The sequence below is a fragment of the Nonomuraea sp. NPDC050394 genome (genome assembly GCF_044459065.1).
Lineage (GTDB): Bacteria > Actinomycetota > Actinomycetes > Streptosporangiales > Streptosporangiaceae > Nonomuraea.
In genome coordinates this window covers 187,773-213,931 of record NZ_JBITIO010000008.1, presented here as the reverse complement: position 1 = coordinate 213,931, position 26,159 = coordinate 187,773, and the positions used below count along the sequence as shown (strand labels likewise).

At 71.2% G+C, this 26,159-nt stretch carries 14 protein-coding genes; 8 read left to right on the top strand and 6 right to left on the bottom strand.

Features of this window, described 5'->3' with window-relative positions; translation table 11 throughout:
- Positions 1 to 132 precede the first annotated feature (132 nt).
- Positions 133 to 1,503 (top strand): amidase, encoded by a 1,371-nt coding sequence (locus ACIBKY_RS29910; protein WP_397101663.1) that lies wholly within the window; start codon positions 133 to 135, stop codon positions 1,501 to 1,503.
- Between the two features lie 44 nt (positions 1,504 to 1,547).
- Here ACIBKY_RS29910 and ACIBKY_RS29905 read toward each other — a convergent pair whose 3' ends face one another.
- Positions 1,548 to 2,024 (bottom strand): hypothetical protein, encoded by a 477-nt coding sequence (locus ACIBKY_RS29905; protein WP_397101661.1) that lies wholly within the window; start codon positions 2,022 to 2,024, stop codon positions 1,548 to 1,550.
- Between the two features lie 140 nt (positions 2,025 to 2,164).
- On the opposite strand from ACIBKY_RS29905, the gene murA reads away from it, so the two are divergent.
- The 3 genes from murA (at position 2,165) to ACIBKY_RS29890 (ending at position 8,692) form a co-directional block, all read left to right on the top strand.
- Complete coding sequence (gene murA, locus ACIBKY_RS29900) at positions 2,165 to 3,475, top strand: UDP-N-acetylglucosamine 1-carboxyvinyltransferase (protein WP_184960780.1); 1,311 nt, start codon at positions 2,165 to 2,167, stop codon at positions 3,473 to 3,475.
- A 52-nt stretch (positions 3,476 to 3,527) separates the two neighbouring features.
- Entirely contained in the window at positions 3,528 to 5,732 is a 2,205-nt protein-coding gene (locus ACIBKY_RS29895; RefSeq protein ID WP_397101659.1) for a transglycosylase domain-containing protein, read from the top strand.
- Positions 5,733 to 5,842: 110 nt separating this feature from the next.
- On the top strand, positions 5,843 to 8,692 hold the full coding sequence (locus ACIBKY_RS29890; protein WP_397101657.1) for an ATP-binding protein: 2,850 nt from the start codon (positions 5,843 to 5,845) through the stop codon (positions 8,690 to 8,692).
- Here the strand turns inward: ACIBKY_RS29890 and ACIBKY_RS29885 are convergent, their stop codons facing one another.
- From ACIBKY_RS29885 to dnaE, 5 genes are all read right to left on the bottom strand, one after another.
- Positions 8,693 to 12,091: a M28 family peptidase gene (locus ACIBKY_RS29885; protein WP_397101655.1), complete on the bottom strand. Its 3,399-nt coding sequence runs from the start codon at positions 12,089 to 12,091 to the stop codon at positions 8,693 to 8,695.
- A 675-nt stretch (positions 12,092 to 12,766) separates the two neighbouring features.
- Positions 12,767 to 13,693: a TolB family protein gene (locus ACIBKY_RS29880; protein ID WP_397101653.1), complete on the bottom strand. Its 927-nt coding sequence runs from the start codon at positions 13,691 to 13,693 to the stop codon at positions 12,767 to 12,769.
- 251 nt (positions 13,694 to 13,944) lie between these two features.
- The gene (locus ACIBKY_RS29875) at positions 13,945 to 15,114 is read right to left on the bottom strand and encodes an MFS transporter (protein ID WP_397101651.1); all 1,170 of its coding nucleotides are present in this window, start codon (positions 15,112 to 15,114) and stop codon (positions 13,945 to 13,947) included.
- On the bottom strand, positions 15,115 to 16,428 hold the full coding sequence (locus ACIBKY_RS29870) for a discoidin domain-containing protein (RefSeq protein WP_397101649.1): 1,314 nt from the start codon (positions 16,426 to 16,428) through the stop codon (positions 15,115 to 15,117).
- Positions 16,429 to 16,592: 164 nt separating this feature from the next.
- Positions 16,593 to 20,120, bottom strand: coding sequence for a DNA polymerase III subunit alpha (dnaE, locus tag ACIBKY_RS29865; RefSeq protein ID WP_397101647.1), 3,528 nt, complete (start codon positions 20,118 to 20,120; stop codon positions 16,593 to 16,595).
- Between the two features lie 163 nt (positions 20,121 to 20,283).
- Between dnaE and ACIBKY_RS29860 the strand changes: the two genes are divergently transcribed.
- The 4 genes from ACIBKY_RS29860 (at position 20,284) to ACIBKY_RS29845 (ending at position 26,154) form a co-directional block, all read left to right on the top strand.
- Positions 20,284 to 21,645, top strand: a complete 1,362-nt coding sequence (locus ACIBKY_RS29860) for an amino acid permease (RefSeq protein WP_397101645.1) — start codon at positions 20,284 to 20,286, stop codon at positions 21,643 to 21,645.
- A gap of 165 nt (positions 21,646 to 21,810) precedes the next feature.
- Positions 21,811 to 23,766, top strand: coding sequence for a serine/threonine-protein kinase (locus ACIBKY_RS29855; RefSeq protein ID WP_397101643.1), 1,956 nt, complete (start codon positions 21,811 to 21,813; stop codon positions 23,764 to 23,766).
- A gap of 10 nt (positions 23,767 to 23,776) precedes the next feature.
- The gene (locus ACIBKY_RS29850) at positions 23,777 to 25,312 is read left to right on the top strand and encodes a serine/threonine-protein kinase (RefSeq protein ID WP_397101639.1); all 1,536 of its coding nucleotides are present in this window, start codon (positions 23,777 to 23,779) and stop codon (positions 25,310 to 25,312) included.
- Positions 25,309 to 26,154: an AraC family ligand binding domain-containing protein gene (locus tag ACIBKY_RS29845; RefSeq protein WP_397101637.1), complete on the top strand. Its 846-nt coding sequence runs from the start codon at positions 25,309 to 25,311 to the stop codon at positions 26,152 to 26,154. The genes ACIBKY_RS29850 and ACIBKY_RS29845 overlap by 4 nt, the downstream gene beginning before the upstream one ends.
- The last annotated feature ends 5 nt before the right edge of the window (positions 26,155 to 26,159 follow it).

The window sequence follows — 26,159 nt, the reverse complement described above, 5'->3', positions numbered from 1 at the left end:
GGAGGACCACCGGCCGGCCCAGGATGACGAGGTGGTCGAGGCCAGCGCGACGAGGCGGGGTTTCAAGGGCGCCTTGACCATGTCAGCGGGCGGGTGCGCCTCCCCCGGGGGGAGGATTCGTAGGATCGCCCTGTGACGGATCTGCACTATCTGACGGCCACCGAGATGTCCCGGCTGCTGCGCGCCCGCGACATCAGCGCCGTGGAGCTGCTCCAGGCCCACCTCGACCGCATCGAACAGGTCAATCCCCGCGTCAACGCGATCGTGACGCTCGCCGCCGAGCAGGCCATGGACACCGCGCGGGCGCTGGACTCCGTCGCGCCCGCCGGTCCGCTGCACGGGCTGCCCGTCGCGCACAAGGACCTCGTGGACACCGCGGGCCTGCGCACCACGTACGGCTCGCCCGCCTTCGCCGAGCACGTGCCGGAGAAGGACGACCTGATCGTGCAGCGGCTCAAGGCGGCCGGCGCGATCACGGTCGGCAAGACCAACACGCCCGAGTACGGCACCGGCTCCCACACCGTCAACGAGGTGTTCGGCGCCACCCGCAACCCCTACGACCTGACCAGGTCGGCGGGCGGCTCCAGCGGCGGCGCGGCCGCGGCGCTGGCCGCGGGGATGGTCCCGCTGGCCGACGGCTCGGACATGGGCGGTTCGCTGCGCAATCCGGCCTCGTTCTGCAACGTGGTGGGGCTGCGGCCGACGCCCGGCCGGGTGCCGGCGATCTCCGACAAGGCCGCCTGGTACACCCTCGCCGTCCCCGGCCCCATGGCCAGGACCGTCGACGATCTCGTGCTGATGCTGCAGGTCGTCTCCGGGTTCCACCCGGGCTCGCCGTTCGCGGTCACCGAGCCGTTCAGGACCGATCCCATCGAGTCCGTGGAACACATGAGGGTCGCCTGGAGCCCCGACCTGGGCGGGTTGCCCGTCGACCCGCGTACCGCCGAGGTCACCGCGAACGCGCCGCGGGTCCTGGAAGAACTCGGCGCCCGCGTCGAGCGGGTCGACCTCGACCTGTCCGACGCCGACGACGCCTTCCGCGTCTACCGGGCCTGGTACTACGCGCTGGCCTTCCCCGACCTGGACATCCTCGGCCCCAACACCCGCTGGAACGCCGAGCAGGGCCGCCTGCTCACCGGCGCCGACCTGGCCCGCGCCGAACGCCTGCGCACCGGGCTCTACCACCGGATGACCGCGTTCTGGGACCGCTACGACGTCCTGCTCGCCCCGGTCAGCCAGGTGCCGCCCTTCCCGGTCGAGGATCCGTACGTCAGCGAGATCAACGGGGTCCGGCTGCCCGACTACCTGTCGTGGATGCGCTCGGCGTACTGGATCAGCGTCCTGCACGCGCCCGCCGCCAGCGTCCCGGCGGGCTTCACGCCGGACGGGCTGCCGGTCGGCGTGCAGATCGTCGGCCGCCCCTTCGCCGACGCGCGCGTCCTGCGCGTGGCGCGCGCCTTCGAGCAGGCCACCGGGTACGGCTCCCGCCACCCCGCACTCTAGATCCCGTACGGCCCGCGCGACGAGATCCCGTACGGCCTGCGCGGCTAGATCCCGTACGGCTTGCGCAACGCCGAGTCACGGTAGCCGTGCATGCCTTCGAGCAGGCCGAACAACGCCACGGCCAGCAGCGGCCAGGCCACCAGCACCCCGCGCGCGGTGAGCTCCAGCGACCCCGGCACCACCTTCAGGCCGGGCGCCGCCGCCTCCACGGTGACCACGCCGATGGTGACGGCGGAGCCGACCCACAGCGTGAGGAAGGAGGCCAGCACGCCGCCGACGCAGAGCCCGGCGAGCACGGGCAGCTGCTCGCGCCGGTGGCGCCACCACGCCACGGCCCCGCACAGCAGGCCGAGTCCGCCGGTGATCGCCGCGAACCATCCGTCGGCGGCGATGAGCGCCTGCGTGGACGGGTCGGCCAGGATGGGGCCCTTCTCGGTGACCGCCATGGCCGCGCGCGGAGCCGCGTACGACCAGGCAAGACCGGCCAGAACCCCCAGGACCGCCATGACAAGCACGGTCACCGCGAAAGATCGCACATGCCGTACCACGCCACTCTCCCTCGCAACTATGCCCGAACCGCTCGATGGTATCCCGGGACCTACCCGAACACGCCGAGGCGGACATCGCACCAGCGCGTCCGGTAACGCGGGACAATGTCCGGATGAGCGATGAAGAGGTCTGGCTGATCGATCCCTCCGGGCCGCTGCGGGGGGACGTCGTCGTCAGGGGATCCAAGAACGGCGTCTCCAAGCACATGGTGGCCGCCATGCTGGGCACCGGGGAGAGCACGATCGGCAACGCGCCCGAGGTCGGCGAGGTCGGCATCACCGCCGCCATGCTGCGCGCCCTCGGCATCAACGTGGAGATCGACGACGGCGAGATCCGCATCGAGCAGGGTCCGGAGATCCGGCCGAGGGTGCCGGAGGAGTACACCGGGCTCAACCGCATCCCCATCCTGATGCTCGGCCCGCTGCTGCACCTGGCGGGCGAGGCGTTCGTGCCGCTGGTCGGCGGCGACCCGATCGGCCGGCGGCCCATCGACTTCCACGTCGACGCGCTGCGCCAGATGGGCGCCGAGGTCGACATCCAGGAGGGCGGCGTCTACGCCAAGGCCAAGCGGCTCAACGGCACCCGCCTCGTGCTGCCCTACCCGAGCGTCGGCGCCACCGAGACGGTGCTGATGTCGGCGGTGCTGGCCGAGGGCAAGACCGTCCTGAAGAACGCGGCCATGGAGCCGGAGGTCGTGGAGCTGGCGCTGTTCCTGCAGCGGATGGGCGCCAGGATCGAGCTCTCGCCCGACCGCAGGATCGTCATCGAGGGCGTCGAGCGCCTGCACGGCGCCCAGACGTGGCTGGCCGGCGACCGCATCGAGGCCTTCTCCTACCTGGCGGCCGGGCTGGTGACCGGCGGCGAGGTACGCGTGCACGGCTGCCCGCAGGATCGCCTGGTCACCGCGATCACCACGCTGGCCAGGATGGGCGCCCAGTTCCAGATCAACGACGAGTACCTGTGCGCGACCGCCCCGCCCGAGGGCCTGCGCTCGGCGGCGGTGCAGACCGACACCCACCCGGGGTTCATGACCGACTGGCAGACGCCGCTCATGGTGCTGTTCACCCAGAGCCAGGGCATGTCGGTGCTCCACGAGACCGTCTTCGAGAACCGGCTGGTCTACGTGCCCGCGCTGCAGGAGATGGGCTGCGAGATCGAGGTGTTCGACCAGTGCCTGGGCGGCCCGGCCTGCCGCTACCACGACACCAACGCCAAGCACTCGGCGGTCGTGCGGGGCGTGTCGCAGCTCAAGGGCGCCGACGTGCGGCTGCCCGACATCCGCGCCGGCTTCTCCGCGGTGCTGGCGGCGGCGGTGGCCGACGGGCAGTCCACGCTGCGCGGGGTGCACCACATCGAACGCGGATATCACCGGCCTTTCGAGCAGTTCAAGATGCTCGGATTGAACATCCAAAGGCGCCGGTAAAGAGTTGGAAGCGGGCGTTTGCCGCTGATCACCAGGTCGTACATCATCCTTCGTGACTGTCCTCAAATCCGTCGGCGCTTTGGGGGTGGTGGGGGCTCTCGGAGGGGTGCTCACGGCCGCCTTGGCCGTGCCCGCCGTCAGCGGCGCGGGGCTCACGGCCAAGAACCTCGCCGCGACCTTCACCGACCTGCCGCCCGCCCCCCGCGAAGAGCCGCTCTCCCAGGTGACGCGGCTCCTCGACCGGCACGGTGAGGTCTTCGCGCAGTTCTACACGGCCAACAGGACCGAGGTGCCGCTGGCCGGGGTCGCGCCGGTCATGCGCCAGGCCATCGTGGCCATCGAGGACGCCCGCTTCTACGAGCACGGCGGCCTGGACGTCAAGGGCACGATCCGCGCACTGATCACCAACAGCCAGGCGGGCGGCATCCGGCAGGGCGGCTCCTCCCTCACCCAGCAGCTCGTGAAGAACATCCTGGTGGAGAACGCGCAGAGCGAGGTCGAGCGCGACCGGGCGCGGGCGCCCAGCATGGCCAGGAAGATCACCGAGCTGCGGTACGCGCTGGCGCTGGAGGAGAAGTACCGCAAGGACGAGATCCTGGAGCGCTACCTCAACATCGCCTACTTCGGCGCCGGCGCCTATGGCGTGGAGGCCGCCGCCCGGCGCTTCTTCTCCACCTCCTCGGCCAAGCTGACGCTCACCCAGGCGGCCACGCTGGCCGGGGCGGTACGCGCGCCGTACGCCAACGACCCCTCGCTCGGACGCCGGCAGCAGGCGCGGCTGAAGGCGCGGCGCGACCTCGTCCTGGACCGCATGGCCGCGCTCGGGATGGTGACCGGGCCGCAGGCCGCGGCGGCCAAAGGCGCCAGGCTCGGCATCAAGCTGGCACCGCAGCCGGGCGGCTGCGCCCAGAGCCCCTACCCGTTCTACTGCGTGTACGTGCAGCGGGAACTGCTCTCCAGCCCGGTCTTCGGCAACACGCCCGCCGAGCGGCAGCGGCGCATGGCCCGCGGCGGGCTGACGATCCGCACCGCGCTCGACCCGAAGGCGCAGCGCGCCGCCGAGCGGGCGATCTCCGCGCAGGTACGGCCGGAGGACACCGAGGTGGCCGCCGAGGCCATGGTCGAGCCCGGCACCGGCCGCATCAGGGCGATGGCGGCCAGCAAACGCTTCGGCAACAACCCCGGCAACCGCAAGAACGGCCCGAACACCACCTTCAACCTGCCCGCCGACGTCATGCACGGCGGCGGGCAGGGCTTCCAGGCGGGCTCGACGTTCAAGGCGTTCACGCTGGCCACCGCCCTGCAGCAGGGCTGGCGCTTCGGCCAGGGCTTCCAGACGCCGGGCGCGCTGGTGCCCGCGAACGGCTACCGCGACTGCCGGGGCAACGCGGTCAACGACCGCAGCGCCCGCGTCTACAACGCCAGCGGCGAGGGCAAGGGCGGCCCGCACAGCCTGGAGACCGGCACCTGGCAGTCGGTCAACATCTTCTACATGATGCTGGAGGAGAAGGTCGGCCTCTGCAACGTGGTCAAGACCGCGCAGGCGCTCGGCGTCAGCCGCGCCGACGGGACGGCGCTGCGCGAGGTACCGACGTTCACGCTCGGCGTCAACGAGATGGACCCGGTGACGGTGGCCGCCTCGTTCGCCGCCTTCGGCGCCAGGGGCCGCTACTGCGCGCCGCAGGCCATCCTGGAGATCTCCGGCGGCGACACCGGCAGGACCGCGGTGCCGCCCTCCTGCGAGCAGGCGCTCGACCGGCGTGTGGCCGACGCGGTCAACCACGTGCTCAGCGGGGTGTTCACCAAGGGCACGATGAAGGGCCAGGGCATCGGCCGCCCCGCCGCCGGCAAGACCGGCACCAACAACGGCTACACCTCGGCGTGGTTCGCCGGCTACACCCCGGACCTGGCGGCGGCGGTCAGCGTCGGCGACATCCGGGGCTCCTACCGCTACCCGCTGCGCGGGGTCCAGATCGGCGACGAGTACTACGGCTCGGTCCAGGGCGCCTCACTGCCGGGCCCGATCTGGGTGCGCTCGATGGAGTCGGCGTTGCGGAACGTGCGGAGCCATGGCTTCGTCCATCCGGATATGTCACGCTTCGGCGGTGGATTCACTCCGGGCCTGAAGGAGGCCCAGGCCGCCGAGCGCAAGGCGGGCCGCGACCGCAAGGCCCGCCACCAGCGGGTGCGCTGGAATCGCGGCGGCGGCAACCATCGCAAGCCGCACAAGGTGCGCTGGAAGCGCCGCCACCGCTGACGGAGGCACTTGACATCGCATCGCAACCCCGGAGTTATGTTCCGGGATTGAACCACGTGGCTGCGGTGGATAACGTCCGGGAGGATTCACCTAGCCGTTCGGAGTCATTCATGCGCGATTGGCCAGGTTTAGTCGGGCGGGACGCCGCACTTCACTCGCTGCGCGAGGCGATGACGGCTCCCCCGTCCGTGGCGTTGGTGGAGGGTGAGCCGGGCATCGGCAAGACCACGCTGGTGCACGCGGCGGCCGTCCACGCCCGTGCGTCCGGGCGCAGCCTGCTGCTCGGGCACTGCCATCAGCTGCGCGAGCCGTTTCCCTATGGGCCGGTCTTCGAGGCGTTACGCGACCTGATGGGACGCCTGCCGTACCCGGACAAGCTCAATCCCGTCACCGGCGCGCTGCGCGGCCACCTGCCCGAGCTGAGCGACGTGTTACCCATGGCGCCGGCGCCCCTCACCGACCCGGACGCCGAGCGCCACCGCCTCTTCCGCGCCGTGCACGGCCTGCTGGACGCCGCCGGGCCGACCGTCCTGGTCATCGAGGACCTGCACTGGGCCGACGACGGCACCCAGGATCTGCTGCGGTTCCTGCGCCGGCGGCCGCCGGACGGGCTGTCGCTGGTCATGACCTACCGCAGGCGCGACCTGCCCGCCGCCGGGCTGCCGCTCGGCTCCGCCTACCGCCACGCCCCCGAGGCCACCACCGTCGTCATCCCGCTCGGCCCGCTCGACGCGCGCGACGTCGGCACGCTGGCCGCGGGCCTGCTCGGCCGCGACGACCTGCCCTCCGCCTTCGCCAGCCGCCTGCACGAACGCACCTCCGGCATCCCGTTCCTGGTCGAGGAGGTCGTGCGCTCGCTGGGTGACGACCGCAGCCCCGAAGCCCTGGAACACGCCGGAGTGCCGTTGCTGCTGCGCGAGTCCATGACCGAGCAGCTGGCCAGGCTCTCCCCCGCCGCGCTCGGCACCGTCCGGGCGGCCGCCGTACTCCGCCTGCCCTCCGGCGAGCCGCAGCTCGCCGCCGTCGCCGGCGACGGGGGCGGCCTCCTGGAGGCCCTCGCCCTCGGCGTCCTGCACGAATACCCCGGCAACCGGTACGGCTTCCGCCACGCCCTCGCCCAGGAGGCCGTCTACGACACCATCCCCGGCCCCGACCGCAGGATCGCCCACGAACGCGCGGTACGGGCCCTGTCCGGCGAGGACCCGCCCTCGCTGGTCCAGCTCACCTTCCACGCCCGCAGGTCCGGCGACACCCGCGCCTGGTTGCGCTACGGCACCGCCGCCGCCGAGCGGGCCGCCGCCCTCGGCGACGTGGCGCTGGCGATCCAGCTCCTTGAGGAGATGGTCGCCGACCCGGGGCTGCCCGGCTCGGAACGCGTCGCGCTGGTGCTGACCATGGGCCGCCTGGCCGTGGCCGGGCTGTCGGTGCCCCGCGTGACCCGGCTGCTCAAGCAGGTGCTCACGGACAACACGCTCTCCCGCGACCTGCGCGGCCAGGCCAGGCTGGCCCTCGGCCTCATCCTGTTCGCCCAGATGGGCGACATGGTCACCGGGCCGCCGGTGATCCTGACCGCCGTGGAGGAACTGGACGACCGCCCCGCGCTGGCGGCCAGGGGCCTGGCCGGGCTGGCCATGCCCTGGTGGGGCACCGAACCCCTGGCCGTGCACGAGAAGTGGATGGCCCGCGCCGAGGAACTGGTCGCGACCACCGACGACCCCGAGGTGAGCGCGGCCGTGCTCGGCAACAGGGCGGCGCTGGCCATGGCGATGGGCACCCCCGATGCGAGTAAGCTCATCGCCCGCCTGCCGGCCTCCGACCCCTCGGCCGCCGTACGCAGGCAGGTCGCCCGCGCCTACTGCAACCTCTACGACCTGGCCGCCACCCTCGGCCTGTACGGCGAGGCCGACGACCTCGGCCGCCGCGGCCGCACGCTCGCCCAGGACACCGGGGCCTTCTTCCACGCCAATCTGGCCGAAGGGGTGGACCTGCGCCTGGCCTGGCTGACCGGGCGCTGGGAGGGCCTGGGCGCCAGGGCGGCGACCGCGATCGAGCAGTTCGAGGAGACCCCGGTCGCGACCCTGGACGCGCACTTCGTCATCGGCCGCCTCGCGCTCGCCTCGGGCGAGTGGTCCGAGGCCGCCGCCCACCTGCGCGCCGCCGGCCTCGACGAGCCGCACGCCGGCTACCTGCCGCTCGCGCTGGCCGCCAGCGGCGGCCTCATCGAGCTGCACCTGGCCCGCGGCGAGGAGGCCCCGGCCGTGGTGGAGGCGGTGCGCGCGGTGGAACGGCTGCGCGGCAAGGGCGTGTGGGTCTGGGGTGACCAGCTGCTGGTCCCCGCGGTCAACGCCCTGCTGCGCGGCGGGATGGCCGAGGAGGCCGCGGACCTGGCCGCCGGCTTCGCCGAAGGAGTCGTGGGCAGGCACGCGCCCGCCAGCGCCGCCGCGCTCGACCTGGCCCGCGGCACCCTTGAGGCCGCCGCCGGCCGGCACGAGGCGGCCGCCGCCAGGTTCGCGCTGGCCCGCGCCGCCTACGCCGCCATGCCGCAGCCCTACGCCGCCGCACGCGCCGGAGAGGCCGAAGCGGGTTCCAATCTCGCCCTGGGTGACCGTACGGCCGCCGCCACCGCGCTGGCCGAGGCCGCGGAACGCTTCGCCGCCCTGGGGGCCACCCGGGACGCCGCCCGGTGCCGGCACGCGCTGCGCGAGTGCGGCGTCGCCATCCCCACCGTGCGGCGCAAGAGCGCCGGTGTCCTGTCCCCGCGCGAGCGGGAGGTGGCCAGGCTGGTGGCGCTGGGCCGTACCAACAAGGAGATCGCGGAGGTGCTGTTCCTGTCGCGCAGGACGGTCGAGACTCACGTGGCGACCCTCCTGCGCAAACTCGGAGTGCGCTCGCGGACGGAGGTCGTGTCCGCGCTCGCGGCTGAGGGGGTCCCGGCCGCCGGGCGGCCGGGACCCGGGTGATCAGACCTTGATGCTCCACCAGTCGAGAACGCCCTGGTCCTGGGCGTAGACGTCCTCGATGTAGAGCACCCACTGACCGCTCGCCTGCTGGGTCACCGGCACGGACCAGGTCCGGGTGCCGAAGGCCGAGCAGGACGTGCCGCCGGCGGCCCTGATCTGGCGCCACGTGCCGTTGGGGCCACGCAGCCAGATGTCCAGGTCCTCCAGGCAGGTGTGGGTGCTGGTGGCCGTGACCGTCACCGGGGACTGCGCCGTGCCCGTCGCCGTGGAGGTGATCGGGCTCTGGATGTAGGTGTAGTCGCGGATCTGGTAGTCGGTGTCGTTGCGGAACGTGCGGCCGCCCGTGTCGCCCGTCACGTTCAGCGTGAACGCCGTGGTGCGGGTCGCGGTCTCACCGGCACCGGTGATCGTCACCGTGTGGTTGCCCGTCGGGGTCGACGTGCTGGTGGTGATCGTCAGCGTGGAGCTGGCGCCGGAGGTGACCGAGGCGGGGTTGAAGGTGGCGTTGGCGCCGGCGGGCAGGCCGGAGGCGGTCAGGTTGACCGTCTGCGCGGTGCCGGCCGTCGTCTGCGTGTTGATCGTGGTCGTCGCCGAGTTGCCGGCCAGAACGGTGCCGGACGACGGGTTGGCCGCGATCGAGAAGTCGCGCGGGTTCGGGTTGTCCGTGCCTACCGCGAGCTTCCAGATGGCCCAGGCCGACGCGTCGGAGGCGCGGTCGAGGACCGTGTCGTTGATGTTGGCGGAGGTGTCGCACGCGGCGTGGTAGCAGCGGTCGTAGGCCTGTCCGGCGGTGCCGCCCCACTTGGCCGCCTGCGCCTGGGTCTTGGTGTAACTGGCGCCCGCCGCCACACCCGACGTCGCGATGCCCGCGTTGCGGAAGGAGGCGTCGTCGGAGCGGTTGGCGCCCTCGGTGTTCTCCTCCGGCTGCAGGTTCAGCCGGTCGTAGAACGCCTTCAGGTGCTGGGCGGCGGTGGTGTTGATGTTGTTGATGAAGTAGCCGCCGTTGGGCGAGCCCACCATGTCGTAGTTGTGGTAGACCTGGATCTTGCTGCGCTCGGTCTGGTTCAGCGTGGCCACGTAGCCCTCGGAGCCGTTGAGACCCTGCTCCTCGTCACTCCACCAGCCGAACCTGACGTGCTTGAGCATGTTCGGACGTGTCGCCGCCAGCGTCAGCGCGACCTCGAGCAGCGCCGACGAGCCGGAGGCGTTGTCGTTGATGCCCGGTCCCGCCGAGACGCCGTCGAGGTGCGCGCCGGCCATGATGACCTGGTTGGCGTCGCCGCCCGGCCAGTCGGCGATCAGGTTCGGGCCCGCCCCGGAGGTACAGGTCGAACCACACGCCACGCGGCGTACCTCGAAGCCGGCGGCCTGGAGCTTCTGCTCCACGTAGGAGACCGAGGCGGTGTAGCCGGCGCCGGTCGACCTGCGGTTGCCGCCGTTGTTGTTGGCGATCGTCTGGAACTGCGAGAGGTGCGCCTTGACGTTCGTCAGGCTGATGTCCGGCGGATCCACCGTCGAGGTGCCCACGGTCAGCCGGTAGGTGGCCGTGTGCGTTGCGGTCTGGCCGGTGCCCGTCACCGTGATGGTGTGGGCGCCCTGCGGCGTCGACGCGCTCGTCGTGATCGTCAGCGTGCTGTTGTTGCCGCTGGTCACCGACGCCGGGCTGAAGCTGGCGTTGGCGCCGGCGGGCACGCCGGAAGCGGTTAGGTTGACCGTCTGCGCGGCGCCCGACGTGGTCTGGGTGCCGACCGTCGTCGTGGCCGTCTGACCCGGCTGGACCGTCCCCGTCGCCGGGTTGGTGGAGATGGAGAAGTCCTGGCCGGGCTGGGTGCAGGTCGGCTCGCCGGTCTGCACCGGCACGCTCACCGCGTTCCACGCCGCCTTCGTCGTGGCGCACTCGACGCTGTTGGCGCCGTACAGCTCCACCACCGCGGCCAGCGAGGCCGAACGGACGCCGGCGTAACGCCAGGACGAGGTCTTGCGGGCCAGGGCGCCCATGAAGATCTTGCCGGCCTTCTGGATGCCGATGCCGGTCACCGAGCTCGGTCCGCCGGAGCAGATCGGGCTGTTCGGCTTGCCGCCGCCGGGCGCGCTGCCCTCGGCCAGCAGGTAGAACCAGTGGTTCAGCGGACCGGCCGCCGCGTGCACCTCGGTGTTCGGGATCGAGGTGGACCAGCAGTTCGGGTCGCCGACGCGCGACGGGTCGAACATGTACCTGATCGGGCCGTCGCCCACCAGGTTCACCTCTTCACCCACCTCGTAGTCCGGCGGGTCGTTCGGGTGGTTGGCGTAGTGCTCGGTCAGAGCGCCGAAGATGTCGCCGGTGCCCTCGTTGATGCCGCCGTTCTCGTTGCCGGAACCGGCGCCGCCGGGCGTGGTCTGGAAGATGGCGTGGCCGTACTCGTGGCCGACCACGTCGATCGGGGTGACCTGGCGCTGGTTGTCCTGGGAACGGCCGAAGTTGGTGTAGCTGCCGTTCCAGTACGCGTTGACGTCGGCCAGGCCGACACGGGCCGGGAAGCCGCGGCCGGCGCCGTCGATGCCGTTGCGGCCGAGCCAGTCACGCAGCATGTCCCACTCGCGCTGCGCACCGTAGAGGGCGTCCACGCAGGCGGTCTCGAGGTTCGTGCCCGAGCCGTTGCCCCAGACGTCGTCCGGTCCGGTGTACGGCTGGCCGTTCTGACCGCCGCACTGGATGCCGGGACGGGAGGTGTCGACCATCCGGTAGGTACCGGAGGACTGGCTCGTGTCGATGGTCACGTTCGGGTAGTAGTAACCATTGCCGGTGCCGGCCTTGACCTCGTCGTAGTGGTCGGCCACCTTGCCGGTGCGCGCGTCCACGAAGACGTGCTGCTTGCTCGGCTTACGGGCGGCGACGCCCTCCACCACGGTCTCCCAGGCCAGCGTCGGCCGCTCGCCCCAAGCCAGCACGACCAGGCGGGGCGTACCGGTGACGTCCACCCGCGACAGACGGCTCTTCGACACCCGGATCGCGCGCTCGGCGCTGACCACGGGCCGCACCGCGAGATCGGCCGGCGCGGGGCCGGAGGCCGCGGTGGTGTCACGCACCCGGCCCTGCGAGTCGGTCACGACGACGGCGTCGCCGCCGACCACCGGCAGGCCCTTGTAGGTGCGGTCGTAGGACACGTAGAACATGCCACTGGCGCCAGGCGTGACCGCCCGGCGCCAGTACGTCTCATCAGGGCCCTTGCGTAATTCGTCCAGCCCGCTGGCAACGGCCCGATCGGCCGCGGTGGCGGCGAGGCTCTTCGGGTCCGAGGCGGTCAGGCTCTTTTGGGGGTTGACGCCGGGGGGCGCCGCTGCGGCGGCCGGATTGATCACCATGGCGGCCGTGACGGCCAGCCCGGCGACTGCCGCGAGGACGGATCTGCGTCTCACTCGCCAGTCCTTTCAGGGGTCCGTCCACGCTGGCCCGCCGGTGTGGGCGGGCCGGCGTGGAGGATGGGGGGTGTGGCGGCTTGACACTAAGACTGGACAGCTTGACGGGATATCCGTATCGATATCGGTATACGTACGGAAATTACGTTAACCACCGCTTTACGCGCCCACCTGTAAGACCCCAACCTCGGAAAACCCGCCCCCGTCCCCGCCTCCCACACCCGACACCACGAAATCCCACGCCCGACGCCCCTCCTCGCGTCGCACCCCGCCACCGCGAAGCCCACGCCCGGCCCCCTCCCCGCCAACGCATCCGCCATCACGAAGCCCTCCCCGCCCGACACCACCCAGGGCTTCGCCACACCCGCCACCACGAAGCCCACACCCCCGACGCCAGCCCGAGGCGAGCTCCGAGACCTCCGCTATCCACGTCACAGCACGACGGCATGCGCGGGCAGGCGCAGCACGACAGAACCCCACGGCTGCCGGAGGCGGCCCGCTCGCCTCCCGCACAACGCGAAAGGGGCTCCCGTCGGCGGCGCGCGATGGCGCGGCGGGACGAGAGCAGGCGCGGGAGTGGACCGGACAAGCGGACGCGGGGGTGAGCCGGACAGACGGGGACGGAGAGGCGGGGATGGGACCGAGGGGCGGGGACGGGGGTCGAGGGGGGGGTGGTTAGTGGATGGCGGAGGGGGAGGAGGCGTTGGGGGTGAGGAGGTGAGGGGTGCCGGTGCCGTTGGCCGGGACGGACCAGATGTCCTTGCCCTTGGCGTACATCACGGTGCGCTCGTCCAGCCACGCGGCCTGGTCGTCGATGGAGGTGGTCTCGGCCAGCGGCGTTTCGCGGCCGGTGGCGAGGTCGAGGGCGTGCAGGCGCCACGGGCCAGGTTTGACGCGCTTCTTGTAGACCAGGGTGGAGCCGTCCGGGGAGAGGGACGGGCATTCGGCGTTCTCGCGGAGCGTACGTGCGCGCCAGTTCGTGAAGTCCCCCTCCACCAGGTACGTCTTGCCCTTCGTTGACAGCGTGGCGTAGAAGCGGGAGTCGTCGTCGGCGAAGGTGATGCCCCAGTAGTTGACGTCGGCGGAGTAGTAGCGGCGGCCGTCGATGCGTAGCGGGATCTCCTCGATGTTGGTGATCACGTAACCGGTCTTGGTGTCCAGGATGCCGCTCCAGGTGGAGAAGCCGCCGCTGTTGTAGGAGTCACCGGTCACGAACACCGTCCACGACGCCATCCGCCCGCTGGCCGAGATGCGGGCCCGGCTGGGAATCCCGGCCAGCCGTACCTTGCGGACCTCACGCATCGAACGGTCAAGGATGATCGCGTCCGTGGTGGGAGGCGCACCGGGGCGGGTGACCAGGCAGATGGTCGTACCGGCAGCGGTGTAGTTCCGGTCGCACGTGGTGGCGCTCACGGCCGGCACCGCCGCGGGATTCCCCATCGGCACCGCCGCAATCCGCCCCGAACTCCGCACCACCAGTTGCCCCGCCCTCCCCGGATCCACGGCCGAAGCCGCCGGCCCCTCCTTCTTCGCCGCCGCCCAGCTCGCATACCCGACGGCCACCCCGGCCAGCACCACGACCGCGAGGACAACCGCCCCCACCCGCCGTGCCCCGCCCCTCCTCCCAGAACCCCCTACCACCTGGTCGGTCCCGTTGCCCTGGGCGGCCCGGTCTCCGGTGGCGGAGGTGGCGGGGATAGGGGCGGAGACCGATGGGGTGGAGTCGCAGGGCCCGGGGGCGGGAGAGGCGGAGGCCGGAGGGGCGGGGGCGGGAAGTGGGGAGGCAGAAGGCGCGGAGGTGGGAGGGAAAGAGGCAGAAGGGGTGGATGGGGTGGGGGTGGATGGGGTGGGGGTCATAGGACTCTCCAGGCGACGATGATCGATATGACGAGTCCGGCCGACATCACCAGCAGTCCCTGGCCCGCGCCCAACCCCGTCCACAACACCCCGAACCCGATCGACGACACCATCCGTGCCGCCGCCTGTCCCGTCTGCAGGACCGCGAGGCCGCTGGTTCGCAGGGTTTCGGGCAGCATCGGGCCGGCCAGGGCCATCAGCACCCCGTCCGTCGCCGCGTAGAACGCCCCGTGCAGCACGAGCACGGGCACGAGCCAGCCCGGCCCCATCAGCACCAGGTACGCCCCCAGCAACGCCAGGTGCCCGCCCAGGAACACGAAGGCCCTGCCGTACCGGTCAGAAAGCCGCCCGAACGGTACGGCCAGCAGCAGATAGACCCCGGCCGTCCCCAACGGCAGCAAAGGGAACAGTTCCGGAGCGAAGCCCAGCCGCCGCTGCAGCATGAGGTAGACGAACGCGTCGCTCACCGTGACCAGCCCGAGCAGGCACGCGGCCGCGCAGACCCGCAGGAACGCGCGGTCGCGCAGCACCGCCGCCCGCAGCGACGGCCGGGGGGCCAGGGGGCCGCGGCGGTCGCGGACCAGGGCGGCGAGCAGGACGACCCCGAGCATCGCGACGCAGAAGCTGGTCACGAACACGGCGTCGTGCGCGCCGCCGGTCGCCGCCAGTACGCCGAAGGCGGCCAGCGGGCCGAGGAAGGCGCCGGCGGTGTCCATCGCGCGGTGGACGCCGAAGGCCGAGCCGAGCCCCTCCGGCGGCGCGCTCAACGTGATCAGCGCGTCCCGGGGCGCGGTGCGCAGGCCCTTGCCGGTGCGGTCGGCGGCGATGGCCGCGCCCAGCGCCGCCACGGAGGCGCCGGCGGCGAGCAGTCCCACCTTGGCGGCGGCGGACAGGGCGTAGCCCACGCCCGCCACCAGCTTGCGGCGGCGCCAGCGGTCGGCGGCGTGGCCGCCGGCCAGGCGTACGGCGGCGGTGATGCCGAAGTAGAGGCCGTCGAGGACGCCGAACTGCACGAGGCTGAGCCCGAGCGTCCCCACAAGGTACAGCGGAAGCACCGCTGTGATCATTTCTGAGGAGATGTCGGTCACCAGGCTCACCGCGCCGAGCGCCACCACGTTGGCGGGCACGGCGCGGGTGAGCATGGTGCCGCGGATCGACACGTACATCTAGTGGCAGGTGTAGGTCGGGCTGGTGTCCTTGACCGAACCGTCGACGCCGATGAGCTGCCAGGCGAACGTGGTGTCGGTGAAGTTCAGCTTCAGGACGCCGAAGGTGTTGGTGAGCCGCTTCTGGCTGTTCGGCTGGACGTTCTCGATGTTGTACGGCGAGGCCCCGCCCATCCCGCCGAGGATCTCGACGATGCCGTTGGGGTCGGCCTGCGCGGTCGGGCTCTGGGGCCCGAATCGCTCGTAGTGGTGGTCGTGCCCGTTGAGGACGAGGTCGGCGCGGGCGGCGTACAGGCGCTGCCAGACCGGACGGCTGACCGGGTCGTTGCCGTGCTCACCGGAGCTGAACAACGGGTGGTGCCAGTAGGCGGCCACGCACCGCTTGGTGTTGGCGGCCAGGTCCGCGCTGAGCCAGTCGAGCTGGGCCTGGCTGTCGAAGGAGTTGGAGTCGAGGGCGATGAAGTGCCATTCGCCGCGGTCGTAGCTGTAGTACGGCTTGCCCTGCGGGTAGGCGATGGACCCGAAGTACGACTTGTAGCCGGCCAGCGGGCCCGCCGGGTCGTAGGTCTCGTGGTTACCGGGCGAGGGGCGCGTCTTGGACTTGAACCGGCCCCACGTCTTGTCGTAGTAGTTCCGGAAGTCCGACAGCAGCGCGTCGTCGTACTGGTTGTCGCCCATGGTGATCACGAACTCGGGGTTCATGGACTCGACCAGGGCGGCGGTCTTGGGGTGGATGCAGGAGGAGCCGGAGGTGCACTGCTCGGCGATGTCGCCGGCGGCGGCGACGGTGAAGGAGGGGCCGCCGGGGTCGGGGGTGCCGCCGAACACCTGCATCTCCCACAGCGAGTAACCGTAGGAGGTGCCGCGGGCGGTGCCGTACATGCGCACATAACGGCCGGAGGCGGTGACGGTCAGGTCGTCGAGGCCGCCGTCACCGGAGGTCGTGGAGTAGACGGTGCTCCAGGTGGAAGCGTCGGGCGAGACCTGGATCTGGTACGCCTTGCCGTAGGCGACCTCCCAGAACAGTTTGACCCGCGAGATCTGCTGGACGCTGCCCAGGTCGACGCGGATCCACTGGGGATCGCTGCCTTCCAGGGAGGCCCAGCGGGTGGAGGTGAAGTTGCCGTCGACGGCCTTGCCCGAACTGTACGAGCTGCCCTCCTTGGAGGAGGACGAGGCGGGCTTGCCCTGCGACAGCAGGGTCTCGACGGCGGCGGTGGCGGTGGCGGTGGCTGTGGCTGTGGCTGTGGCCGGGGTTAACAGCCCGGCCATCAGGACGAGGACGGAGAGCAGAGACCAGCGTGCTCTGGACATGGCGAATCTCCTGGGGGGCGAGATCTGGGCATGATCCGTTGAGCAGCCGGGACAGCGGGTGGTTTCCTCGCTGAGCGCGTCACCCCTGGCGGGGCCGCGCCGAGCCGCTTACCGGTGATCGTGGCAAGCGGCAACGAGCGTGTCAAGTTAGTTAGGAAGGTTTCTTAACCTCCAAGGCACGCCGGACCGAGCAACTCCTTGAGATCACCCACCAGCGACGGCGACGGCGTGACCCGCAACCGGTCCTCGACCCGCAGGACCGTCGTCTTCGGCCCGTGGTGCACCTGCAGATGCACCTCGGAGGTGCCGGGGTGGGCGGTCAGGATCTCCTTTAACCGGGCGACGACCGGCGGCGTGCAGCGGCCGAGCGGCAGGCTGACCGTCAGCGGCCCGCCCGCCTCGCGGGTCAGGTCGGGCGCGGTCACCTCCATCGCGATGATCTTCGCGACGTCCTCGCGCTTGTCGATGCGGCCCTTGACGAAGACGATCGCGTCCTCGGCCAGGATCGTCGAGCACAGCAGGTACGCCGACGGGAAGATCATGACCTCGATGGCGCCTTCGAGGTCCTCCAGCTGGGTGAGGACCCAGGTGTCGCCCTTCTTGGTGACCTTGCGCTGCACGCCCGACAGGATGCCGCCGACGGTGACGACCTGGCCGTCGGCGTGGCTCTCGTCCTGCAGGGCCGCGATCGAGCAGTCGGCGCCGGAGGCCAGGATGTGCTCGACGCCGAACAGCGGGTGGTCGGAGACGTACAGGCCCAGCATCTCCCGCTCGAACTGCAGCAGGGTGTTCTTGTCCCACTCCCCCACCGGGATCTGCACGTCGAAGGTCTGGTCCTCGCCGCCCTCGATGGCGCCGAACAGGGAGTCCTGGCCGATGGCCTCGTTCTTCTTGATGTCGATGATCGCGTCGACGGCCTGCTCGTGCACCATGACCAGGCCCTTGCGGACGTGGCCGAGCGAGTCGAAGGCGCCCGCCTTGATCAGCGACTCGATGACGCGCTTGTTGCAGACGACCGCCGGGACCTTGCGCAGGAACTCCTTGAAGTCGGCGAAACGCCCCTTCCGCTTGCGCGCGCCGATGATGCCGTCGACGACGTTGCCGCCGACGTTGCGGATCGCCGACAGCCCGAAGCGGATGTCGGTGCCGCGCGGGGTGAAGTCGAAGTCGGAGTCGTTGACGTCCGGCGGGAAGACCTTGATGCCCATGCGGCGGCACTCGTTGAGGTAGAGGGCTGACTTGTCCTTGTCGTCCTTGACCGAGGTGAGCAGGGCGGCCATGTACGCGGCCGGGTGGTTGGCCTTGAGGTAGGCGGTCCAGTAGGAGACCAGGCCGTAGCCGGCGGTGTGGGCCTTGTTGAAGGCGTAGTCGGAGAAGGGCAGCAGGATGTCCCACAGGGCCTTGATGGCGGCGGCCGGGTAGCCGTTGTCCTTCATGCCCTTTTCGAAGAACTCGTACTGCTTGTCCAGCTCGGACTTCTTCTTCTTGCCCATCGCGCGCCGCAGCAGGTCGGCGCCGCCGAGCGAGTAGCCGGCCACCTTCTGCGCGATGGCCATGACCTGCTCCTGATAGACGATCAGGCCGTGGGTCGTGTCGAGGATGTCGCGCAGGGGCTCTTCGAGCGCCTCGTGGATCGGGGAGATCTCCTGCTGGCCGTTCTTGCGCAGCGCGTAGTTGGTGTGGGAGTTGGCGCCCATCGGGCCGGGGCGGTAGAGCGCGAGCGCGGCGGAGATGTCCTCGAAGTTGTCGGGGCGCATCAGGCGCAGCAGCGAGCGCATGCCGCCGCCGTCGAGCTGGAAGATGCCGAGGGTGTCGCCGCGCGCCAGCAGCTCGTACGTCTTGACGTCGTCGAGCGGCAGGCCGAGCAGCTCGACCCTCTCGCCGGTGGCCGACTCGATGGCCTTGAGGCAGTCGTCGAGGACCGTCAGGTTGCGCAGGCCCAGGAAGTCCATCTTCAGCAGGCCGAGCGTCTCGCAGGTCGGGTAGTCGAACTGTGTGATGATCACGCCGTCGGAGTCGCGGCGCATGATCGGGACGTAGTCGGTCAGGACCTCCGACGACATGATGACGCCGGCGGCGTGCACGCCGGTCTGCCGGATCAGGCCCTCCAGGCCCTTGCCGAGGTCCATGGTCGCCTTGACGTCGGCGTCCTCGTCGTAGAGCCTGCGCAGTTCGCCGGCCTCGGCGTAGCGCGGGTGATCCTTGTCGAAGATGGCCGACAGCGGGATGTCCTTGCCCATGACGGCGGGCGGGAAGGCCTTGGTGACCCGGTCGCCCAGCGCGTACGGGTAGCCCAGCACGCGGCCGGCGTCCTTGATGGCGGCCTTCGCCTTGATGGTGCCGAAGGTGGCGATCATGGCGACCTTGTCGGCGCCCCACTTCTCGGTCACGTAGCGGATCACGTCGGCGCGCCTGCGCTCGTCGAAGTCGATGTCGACGTCGGGCATGGAGACGCGCTCGGGGTTGAGGAAGCGCTCGAACAGCAGCGCGTGCGGGATGGGGTCGAGGTCGGTGATGCCCATCGCGTACGCCACCAGCGACCCGGCCGCCGAACCTCGCCCGGGGCCGACCGCGATGCCGTTGCCCTTGGCCCACATGATGAAGTCGGCGACCACGAGGAAGTAGGACGGGAAGCCCATCTGGAGGATGACGCCCATCTCGTACTCGGCCCGCTCGGCGCGCTCGTCGTCCCAGCCCTCCGGGTAGCGGCGGCGCATGCCCTCCCAGACCGTCCGGCGGAAGAACTCCTCCTCCGTCATGCCGTCGGGCACCGGGAAGCTCGGCATGAGGTTCTTGTGCTCGAAGAACCCGGTCGCGTCGACCTTCTCGGCCACCACCAGCGTGTTGCGGCAGCCCTCCGCCCACAGCTCGGAGGTGTCGGCCGCGCGCATCTCGCCGGCGGACTTGATGTAGTAGCCGGAGCCGTCGAAGCGGAAGCGGTCGGGGTCGGACAACTGCTTGCCGGTCTGGACGCACAGCAGGGCGTCGTGGGAGGCGGCGTCGGACTCGTAGGTGTAGTGGGAGTCGTTGGTCACCAGCGGCGGGATGTTCAGCTCTTCGCCGATCCTGGCGAGGCCGTCGCGGACGCGGCGCTCGATCTCCAGGCCGTGGTCCATGATCTCCAGGAAGTAGTGCTCCCTGCCGAAGATCTCCTGGAACTTCGCCGCCGCCTTCACGGCCTCGTCGTACTGCCCGAGCCTGAGCCTGGTCTGCACCTCGCCGGACGGGCATCCGGTCGTGGCCATGAGGCCGCCGGCGTGCTCGGCCAGGATCTCGGCGTCCATGCGGGCCCACTTGCGGTGGAAGCCCTCGGTGTAGGCGCGCGAGGACAGCCGCATGAGGTTGTGCAGGCCGGTCCTGTCGCGCGCCCAGATCGTCATGTGGGTGTAGTAGCCGCCCGCGGAGACGTCGTCCTTCCTCTGGTGCGGCTCGCCCCACAGCACGGGCCGCTTGTTCTGCCGCGCCTCGGGGGCGACGTAGGCCTCGATGCCGATGATGGGCTTCACGCCGGCCGCCGTGGCCTGCCGGTAGAAGTCGTAGGCGCCGTGCATGTTGCCGTGATCGGTGATGGCGATCGCGGGCATGCCCAGCTCGCCGACCTGTCCGAACATCTGCTTGAGCCGCGCGGCCCCGTCGAGCATGGAGTATTCGGTGTGCACGTGCAGGTGGACGAACGAGTCGCTGGACGACATGGAGCGGCGCCTCCCGGACGGACGTGGCGAGCGCTCCGACTCTAGTTGCCGGCACCGACAGTTCGGGGGCGGCCGCGAGAGCCGCGCGACGGCGCGCCCCACTGGTCGCGGGCACCCGCGTGGATATCGTCGCCATGACGGAGTGCGACGAAGGGTTCACACAGTGCAGACGGATGAAGGCTACACCCACGCGCTGGGCAACCGGCACGTCCAGATGATCGCGATCGGCGGCGCGATCGGGGTCGGCCTGTTCCTGGGCGCGGGCGGCAGGATGGCCGCGGCCGGGCCCGCGCTGGTGCTGTCCTACGCCGCCGCCGGCCTGGCGGCCTTCTTCGTCATGCGGGCGCTGGGCGAGCTGGTGCTCTACCGGCCCACGTCCGGCTCGTTCGTCGACTACGCCAACGAGTTCGTCGGCCCGTGGGCCGCCTTCGCCAGCGGCTGGATGTACTGGATCAACTGGGCCTTCACCGGCATCGCCGAACTGACGGCGATCGCCACCTACGTCCACCGCTGGGCGCCCCACTTTCCCACCTGGGCCACCGCGCTGCTCGCCCTGGCCCTGGTGCTGGTGGTCAACCTGCTGTCGGTGCGGCTCTTCGGCGAGCTGGAGTTCTGGTTCGCGCTGCTGAAGGTGCTGGCGATCATCACCTTCCTCGTGGTCGGGCTCTGCGCGGTGCTGTTCTCCGTGGGCGCGGCAACCCCGGCCAACCTCGTCGCGCACGGCGGCTTCTTCCCCAACGGCTTCGGCGTCGTGCTGATGAGCCTGCAGGCCGTGGTCTTCGCCTATGCCTCCATCGAACTGGTCGGCATCACCGCGGGCGAGACCGCCAATCCCCGCCAGGTCATGCCCAAGGCCATCAACGGCGTCATCTGGCGCATCGCCGTCTTCTACGTCGGCTCGGTCATCCTGCTGGCGATGGTGCTGCCCTGGACCGCCTACAGCGCCGACAGCTCGCCGTTCGTCACGTTCTTCGCCAGCCTCGGCGTGCCGTGGGCGGCCGACGCCATGAACCTGATCGTGATCACCGCGGCCATGTCGTCGTGCAACTCCGGCCTCTACTCCACGGGCCGCATCCTGCGCTCGATGGCGATGAAGGGCGAGGCGCCCGCCTTCGCCGCACGGCTCAGCGGGCGGCACGTCCCCATCGGCGGGATCCTGATGACGGCCGCCGTCTTCCTGGCCGGGGTGGCGTTGTTCTACTACGTGCCCGAGCGCGCGTTCAACATCGCCACCGCGGTGGCCTCCCTCGGCGTGATCACCACCTGGGGGACGCTGGTCTACTGCCAGCTCCGGCTGCGCGGGCGCGGGCACGTCTCGCCGTTCAGGATGCCGGGCACGCCGTACACGAACTGGGCGACGCTGGCGTTCCTGGCGCTGGTGGTGCTGCTCATGCCGTTCGCCGACGACGACCAGCGGGTGGCGTTCTTCCTGCTGCCGCTGCTCGCCGCCGGGATCGCGATCGGCTGGAAGATCACCGCCGCACGGCGGCGCGCCCACCGTGCGGGTCCCCCGCCCATGCCGTAGACCGCCGCTCCGGTGAACGCGTGGCGACAAATGATGTCGAAAAGATTACATCTGGCGTCTACCTGCCATAGCTTGCTACCCGCAGAACGGACTGACTCTTACGTGAGTCGCCGTTGATCCCCCGCTATGGGAGTATTTCTTGGCCTAGAGGAGGGTTTGAGGCCGTTGACGTCGGATCGTACGCAGCGTGGTCGCCGCATCGCCGGCCGCTACCAGCTGCAGGAGCCCATCGGCAGGGGCGGCATGGGGATCGTCTGGCGGGCCCATGACGAACTGCTCGACCGCACCGTCGCGGTCAAGGAGGTCCGTTACGCGGCCGCTCTGGGCGACGAGGTCCAGCTGCTCAACCGGCGTACCATGCGCGAGGCCAGGGCGGCGGCGAGATTCGAGCATCCCAACGTGATCGTCGTGCACGACGTGATCGAGGAGGACGACCGCCCCTGGATCGTCATGCAGCTCGTGCCCTCGCGCTCCCTCGGCGCCGTGATCAAGCAGGACGGGCCGCTGCAGCCCGCGCGCGTGGCCGAGATCGGGGTGGCCGTCCTCGACGCGCTGCACCGGGCCCACGAGGCGGGCGTACTGCATCGCGACGTCAAGCCTGAGAACGTGCTGCTGGCCGACGACGGCCGCGTGGTGCTGACCGACTTCGGCATCGCCACGCTGGAGACCGAGACGCAGCTGACCATGACCGGCCTCGCCGGAACGCCCGCGTTCATCGCGCCGGAGCGGCTCAAGGGCCTGCCCGCCCGGCGCGAGTCGGACCTGTGGTCGCTGGGCGCCACCCTCTACACCGCGGTGGAGGGCAAGTCTCCGCACGAGCGCGGCATGGCGCTGGCGACCATGCACGCGGTGCTGACCGACGAGCCCGACGCCTCGCACAACGCCGGGCCGCTCAAGCCCGTCATCGACGGACTGCTGGTCAAGGAGCCGGTGCAGCGGCTGACGTACGAGGAGACGGCGCGCATGCTGCGCCGGATCGTCATGCAGTCGCACTCCGAGGCCGTGGTGGCCGTGGACGACATGCCCACCGACCCCAATCTCAAGCCCGTGCCGGCCGCCGTACCCGAGACCGGGACCAAGATCGCCCGGCCGACGCGGATCGACACCTCCGCGCTGGAGAGCGCGGCCGTGGAGCAGGCGCGCACGGCCGAGCGCGAGCGCGCCGCGGCGGAACGCGAACGTGAGCAGATCCGCAAGCGGGAACTGGAGCGCGAGCGGGCGCGGGCCCGCGAGCGCGAGAAGGCCGCCGAACGCGAGCGGGCCCGTGAGCGGGAACGGGCGAGGGAGCGGGAGGCCGCCCGGGAGCGGGAACGGGAGCGCGAGCGGGAAGCGGCCAGGCAGCGGGCGGCGCTCGCGGCCGAGGCGCCCGCCGACGCCGACGACCCGGACTCCTGGGACCTGGTCCCGGCCGCCCCCGCGACCGAGCTCACCCATCCCTCCGGCGAGGGCGGCCGCCGCCGTTACGGCCCGCTCATCGCGGTCGGCGCGGCCGTGATCCTGGTCGCCGGGATCGGCGGCTACCTCGGCCTGAACTCGGCGATGGACAAGGCAGACAAGAAGGAGGGCCCGGGGCGCGCCCAGCAGACCGCCGCGGTGACCTCCAGTCCGGAAAAGAGCACGCCGCCGGAGCAGGCCGACCCCTCCCCCACCCCGGAGGCGTCCAAGGCGGAGGGCGTGCTGCCCGACGGCTGGAAGATGCACAAGGACAAGTCGGGCTTCTCCCTGGCCCTGCCCAAGGGCTGGGATGAGTTCAAGCGCGAGGGCAGCCAGGTCTTCTACCGCGGTCCCGGCGCCGGACCCAACGCCTTCGTGGCGATCGACCAGATCGACAAGGCCGGCGACGATCCGGTCGGCGACTGGAAGCGGCAGGAGAAGTCGGCCAAGAACAGCTTCGGCGGTTACAAGAAGATCCACATCAAGAAGGTCGACTACATGGTGGCGGCGGCGGACTGGGAGTTCACCTGGAACACCAACACCGGTGAGACCCGGGTCCGCAACCGGGGCTTCGTCACCGAAGGCGGGATGGGCTACTCCATTTACTGGCACAACCTGGCCAGCCGGTGGAAGAAGGACCTGCACTTCTTCGACACCTTCGCCGCCACCTTCAAACCCGCCAAGTAGGCTGCACCGCGTGGAACGGCTGGTCAGCAACCGCTATCGCCTCATCGAACCGATCGGCGAGGGCGGCATGGGCGTCGTCTGGCGCGCGCACGACGAGTTGCTCGACCGTCCCGTGGCCGTCAAGGAGGTCCGCTACTCCGGCGTCGGCGAGGACAAGCGGAACGAGCTCAACCGGCGCACGATCCGGGAGGCGAGGGCCGCCGGGCGGCTGGAGCACCCGTCGGTGGTCGTGGTCTACGACGTGGTCGAGGAGGACGGCCGCCCCTGGATCGTCATGAACCTCGTGCGCTCGCGCTCGCTGGCCAAGGTGGTCGGCGACGACGGCCCGCTGCCGCCCGGCACGGTGGCGGCGATCGGCGCGGCGCTGCTGGACGCGCTGCGCACCGCGCACGCCGCGGGCGTGCTGCACCGCGACGTGAAGCCGGAGAACGTACTGCTGGCCGACGACGGCCGCGTGGTTCTGACCGACTTCGGCATCGCCACGCTGGAGGCCGAGCAGGGCCTGACCGCGACGGGCCACCTGGTCGGCACGCCCGCGTACATGCCGCCGGAGCGCCTCAACGGCCTGCCCGCCGGGCCGGAGTCCGACCTGTGGGCGCTGGGCGCGACCCTGTACACCGCGGTCGAGGGCAGGCCGCCCTTCCGCGGCGACTCGTGGGCCGCCACCGTGGCCGCCGTCCTGCGCGACCTGCCCGCCCCATCGGCGCGCGCGGGCGCGCTCGCGCCGGTCATCGAGGGCCTGCTGCGCCGCGACCCTGCCGCCCGCATCCCCGCCGCCCAGGCCGCCGCACTGCTCCACACGGCATCCGGTACGGCCAAGCCGCCCCTCGGCCACGGCGGGGCACCCGGCGGCGCCCGCCACGAGCCCACCCTCCACAGCGGCGGCCACCCCACGGGCGCGTCGCGGGCCGGACGCCGCCCACGCTGGATGGCCGCCTCCATCGCGCTCGTCGCCGTGGGCGGCCTGGCCACGGCCGGTTTCCTGCTGTCCGGCCGGCTGACCGGCACCGCCGCGCCCAAGCCCACCCCCACACCACCCGCCCCCGGCGTCACCGCCACCCCCACCCCCACGACGACCGCCACGCCGTCCCTTGCGCCCCCCGACGGCTGGCGTACGGTCACCAGCAAGACCGGCGCCTTCTCCCTGGCCGTGCCCAAGGACTGGAAGGGCAGCAAGAGCCAGGACCGCGACAGCATCTCCTGGACCGGCCCCGGCCCCGGCGGCCAGCTCATCGTCGAGTGGACCGACGACGTCTGGAGCGACCCCGTCCAGCACTGGAAGAACGTCGAGGGCGACATCCTGCGCAGGAAGGAGTTCCGCGACTACCGGCGGATCGCGATCAGGCGGCTCACGTACCTGGGCCGTCCCGCCGCCGACTGGGAGTTCACCCGGGTCAAGGGCACGACGCGGGTGCACGTCATCACGCGGGGCTTCCGCGCCGCCGACGGCCGCCCGTACGCCGTCTACTGGGAGCTTCCCGACAGCCGGTGGGAGGCCCACGTGAACTACTTCAACACCTTCGTGGAGTATTTTCGGGTGTTGTGAAGGAGCAGGCGAACTTCTGGCGGCACCCGGCGGTGCCCGAGGTCAACCTGCTCAAAGCCCGCTACGTCACCCACCGCTTCACCCGCCACAGCCACGCCGAGTACGCGATCGGGCTGATCCTCGACGGCGTCGAGGAGTTCCAGAACCGCGGCTCCACCCACCGGGCGGGCTCGGGCGAGATCGTGCTGGTCAACGCCGACTCGGTGCACACCGGTCACGCGGGGACGCCGGACGGGTGGGCCTACCGGATGCTGTACCCGTCGGCCGAGGCCATGGCGGAGGTGGCGGCCGAGCTGGGCCTGCCGTACGCGCGGCCGTTCTTTCCCGAGCAGGTGGTGGGCGATCCGGCGCTGGCGGGACTGCTGGGGCGCACGCATCTGGCGGCCGAGCGCGGCGACGACCTGACGGCCTCCACCTTGATGCGGACCTTCTTCGCCCAGTTGCTGTCGCGCCACTCGACGCCGCCACACGCTCCGCCGGACGGCGCGTCCGCGGGCGGGCGCGAGGTGAAGGCGGCGCTGGAGGTGTTGCGCGCGCGCATGGTGGACCCGCCGACGCTGGAGGAACTGGCGTCGGTGGTCGGCGCGCGGCCGTTCCCGCTGCTGCGGGCGTTCAAGGCGGCGACGGGCCTGCCGCCACACGCCTACCTCACCTCGTTGCGGGTACGGCGGGCCCGCTCACTCCTGGAGACGGGCAGCCCGCCCGCCCTGGTGGCGGCCGAGGTGGGCTTCACCGACCAGGCCCACCTGAACCGGCACTTCAAGCGCATCGTGGGCGTGCCGCCGGCGGCGTACCAGCGCTCCGCAGGAACGTACAAGACGGAGGAAGGCCCAGCTTCCTAGCCTTA

Bases quoted from the DNA above. Each gene is read 5' to 3' on its own strand.
- murA (WP_184960780.1), top strand. From the start codon at position 2,165: ATGAGCGATGAAGAGGTCTGGCTGATCGATCCCTCCGGGCCGCTGCGG.
- ACIBKY_RS29890 (WP_397101657.1), top strand. From the start codon at position 5,843: ATGCGCGATTGGCCAGGTTTAGTCGGGCGGGACGCCGCACTTCACTCG.
- ACIBKY_RS29875 (WP_397101651.1), bottom strand. From the start codon at position 15,114: ATGTACGTGTCGATCCGCGGCACCATGCTCACCCGCGCCGTGCCCGCC.
- ACIBKY_RS29870 (WP_397101649.1), bottom strand. From the start codon at position 16,428: ATGTCCAGAGCACGCTGGTCTCTGCTCTCCGTCCTCGTCCTGATGGCC.
- dnaE (WP_397101647.1), bottom strand. From the start codon at position 20,120: ATGTCGTCCAGCGACTCGTTCGTCCACCTGCACGTGCACACCGAATAC.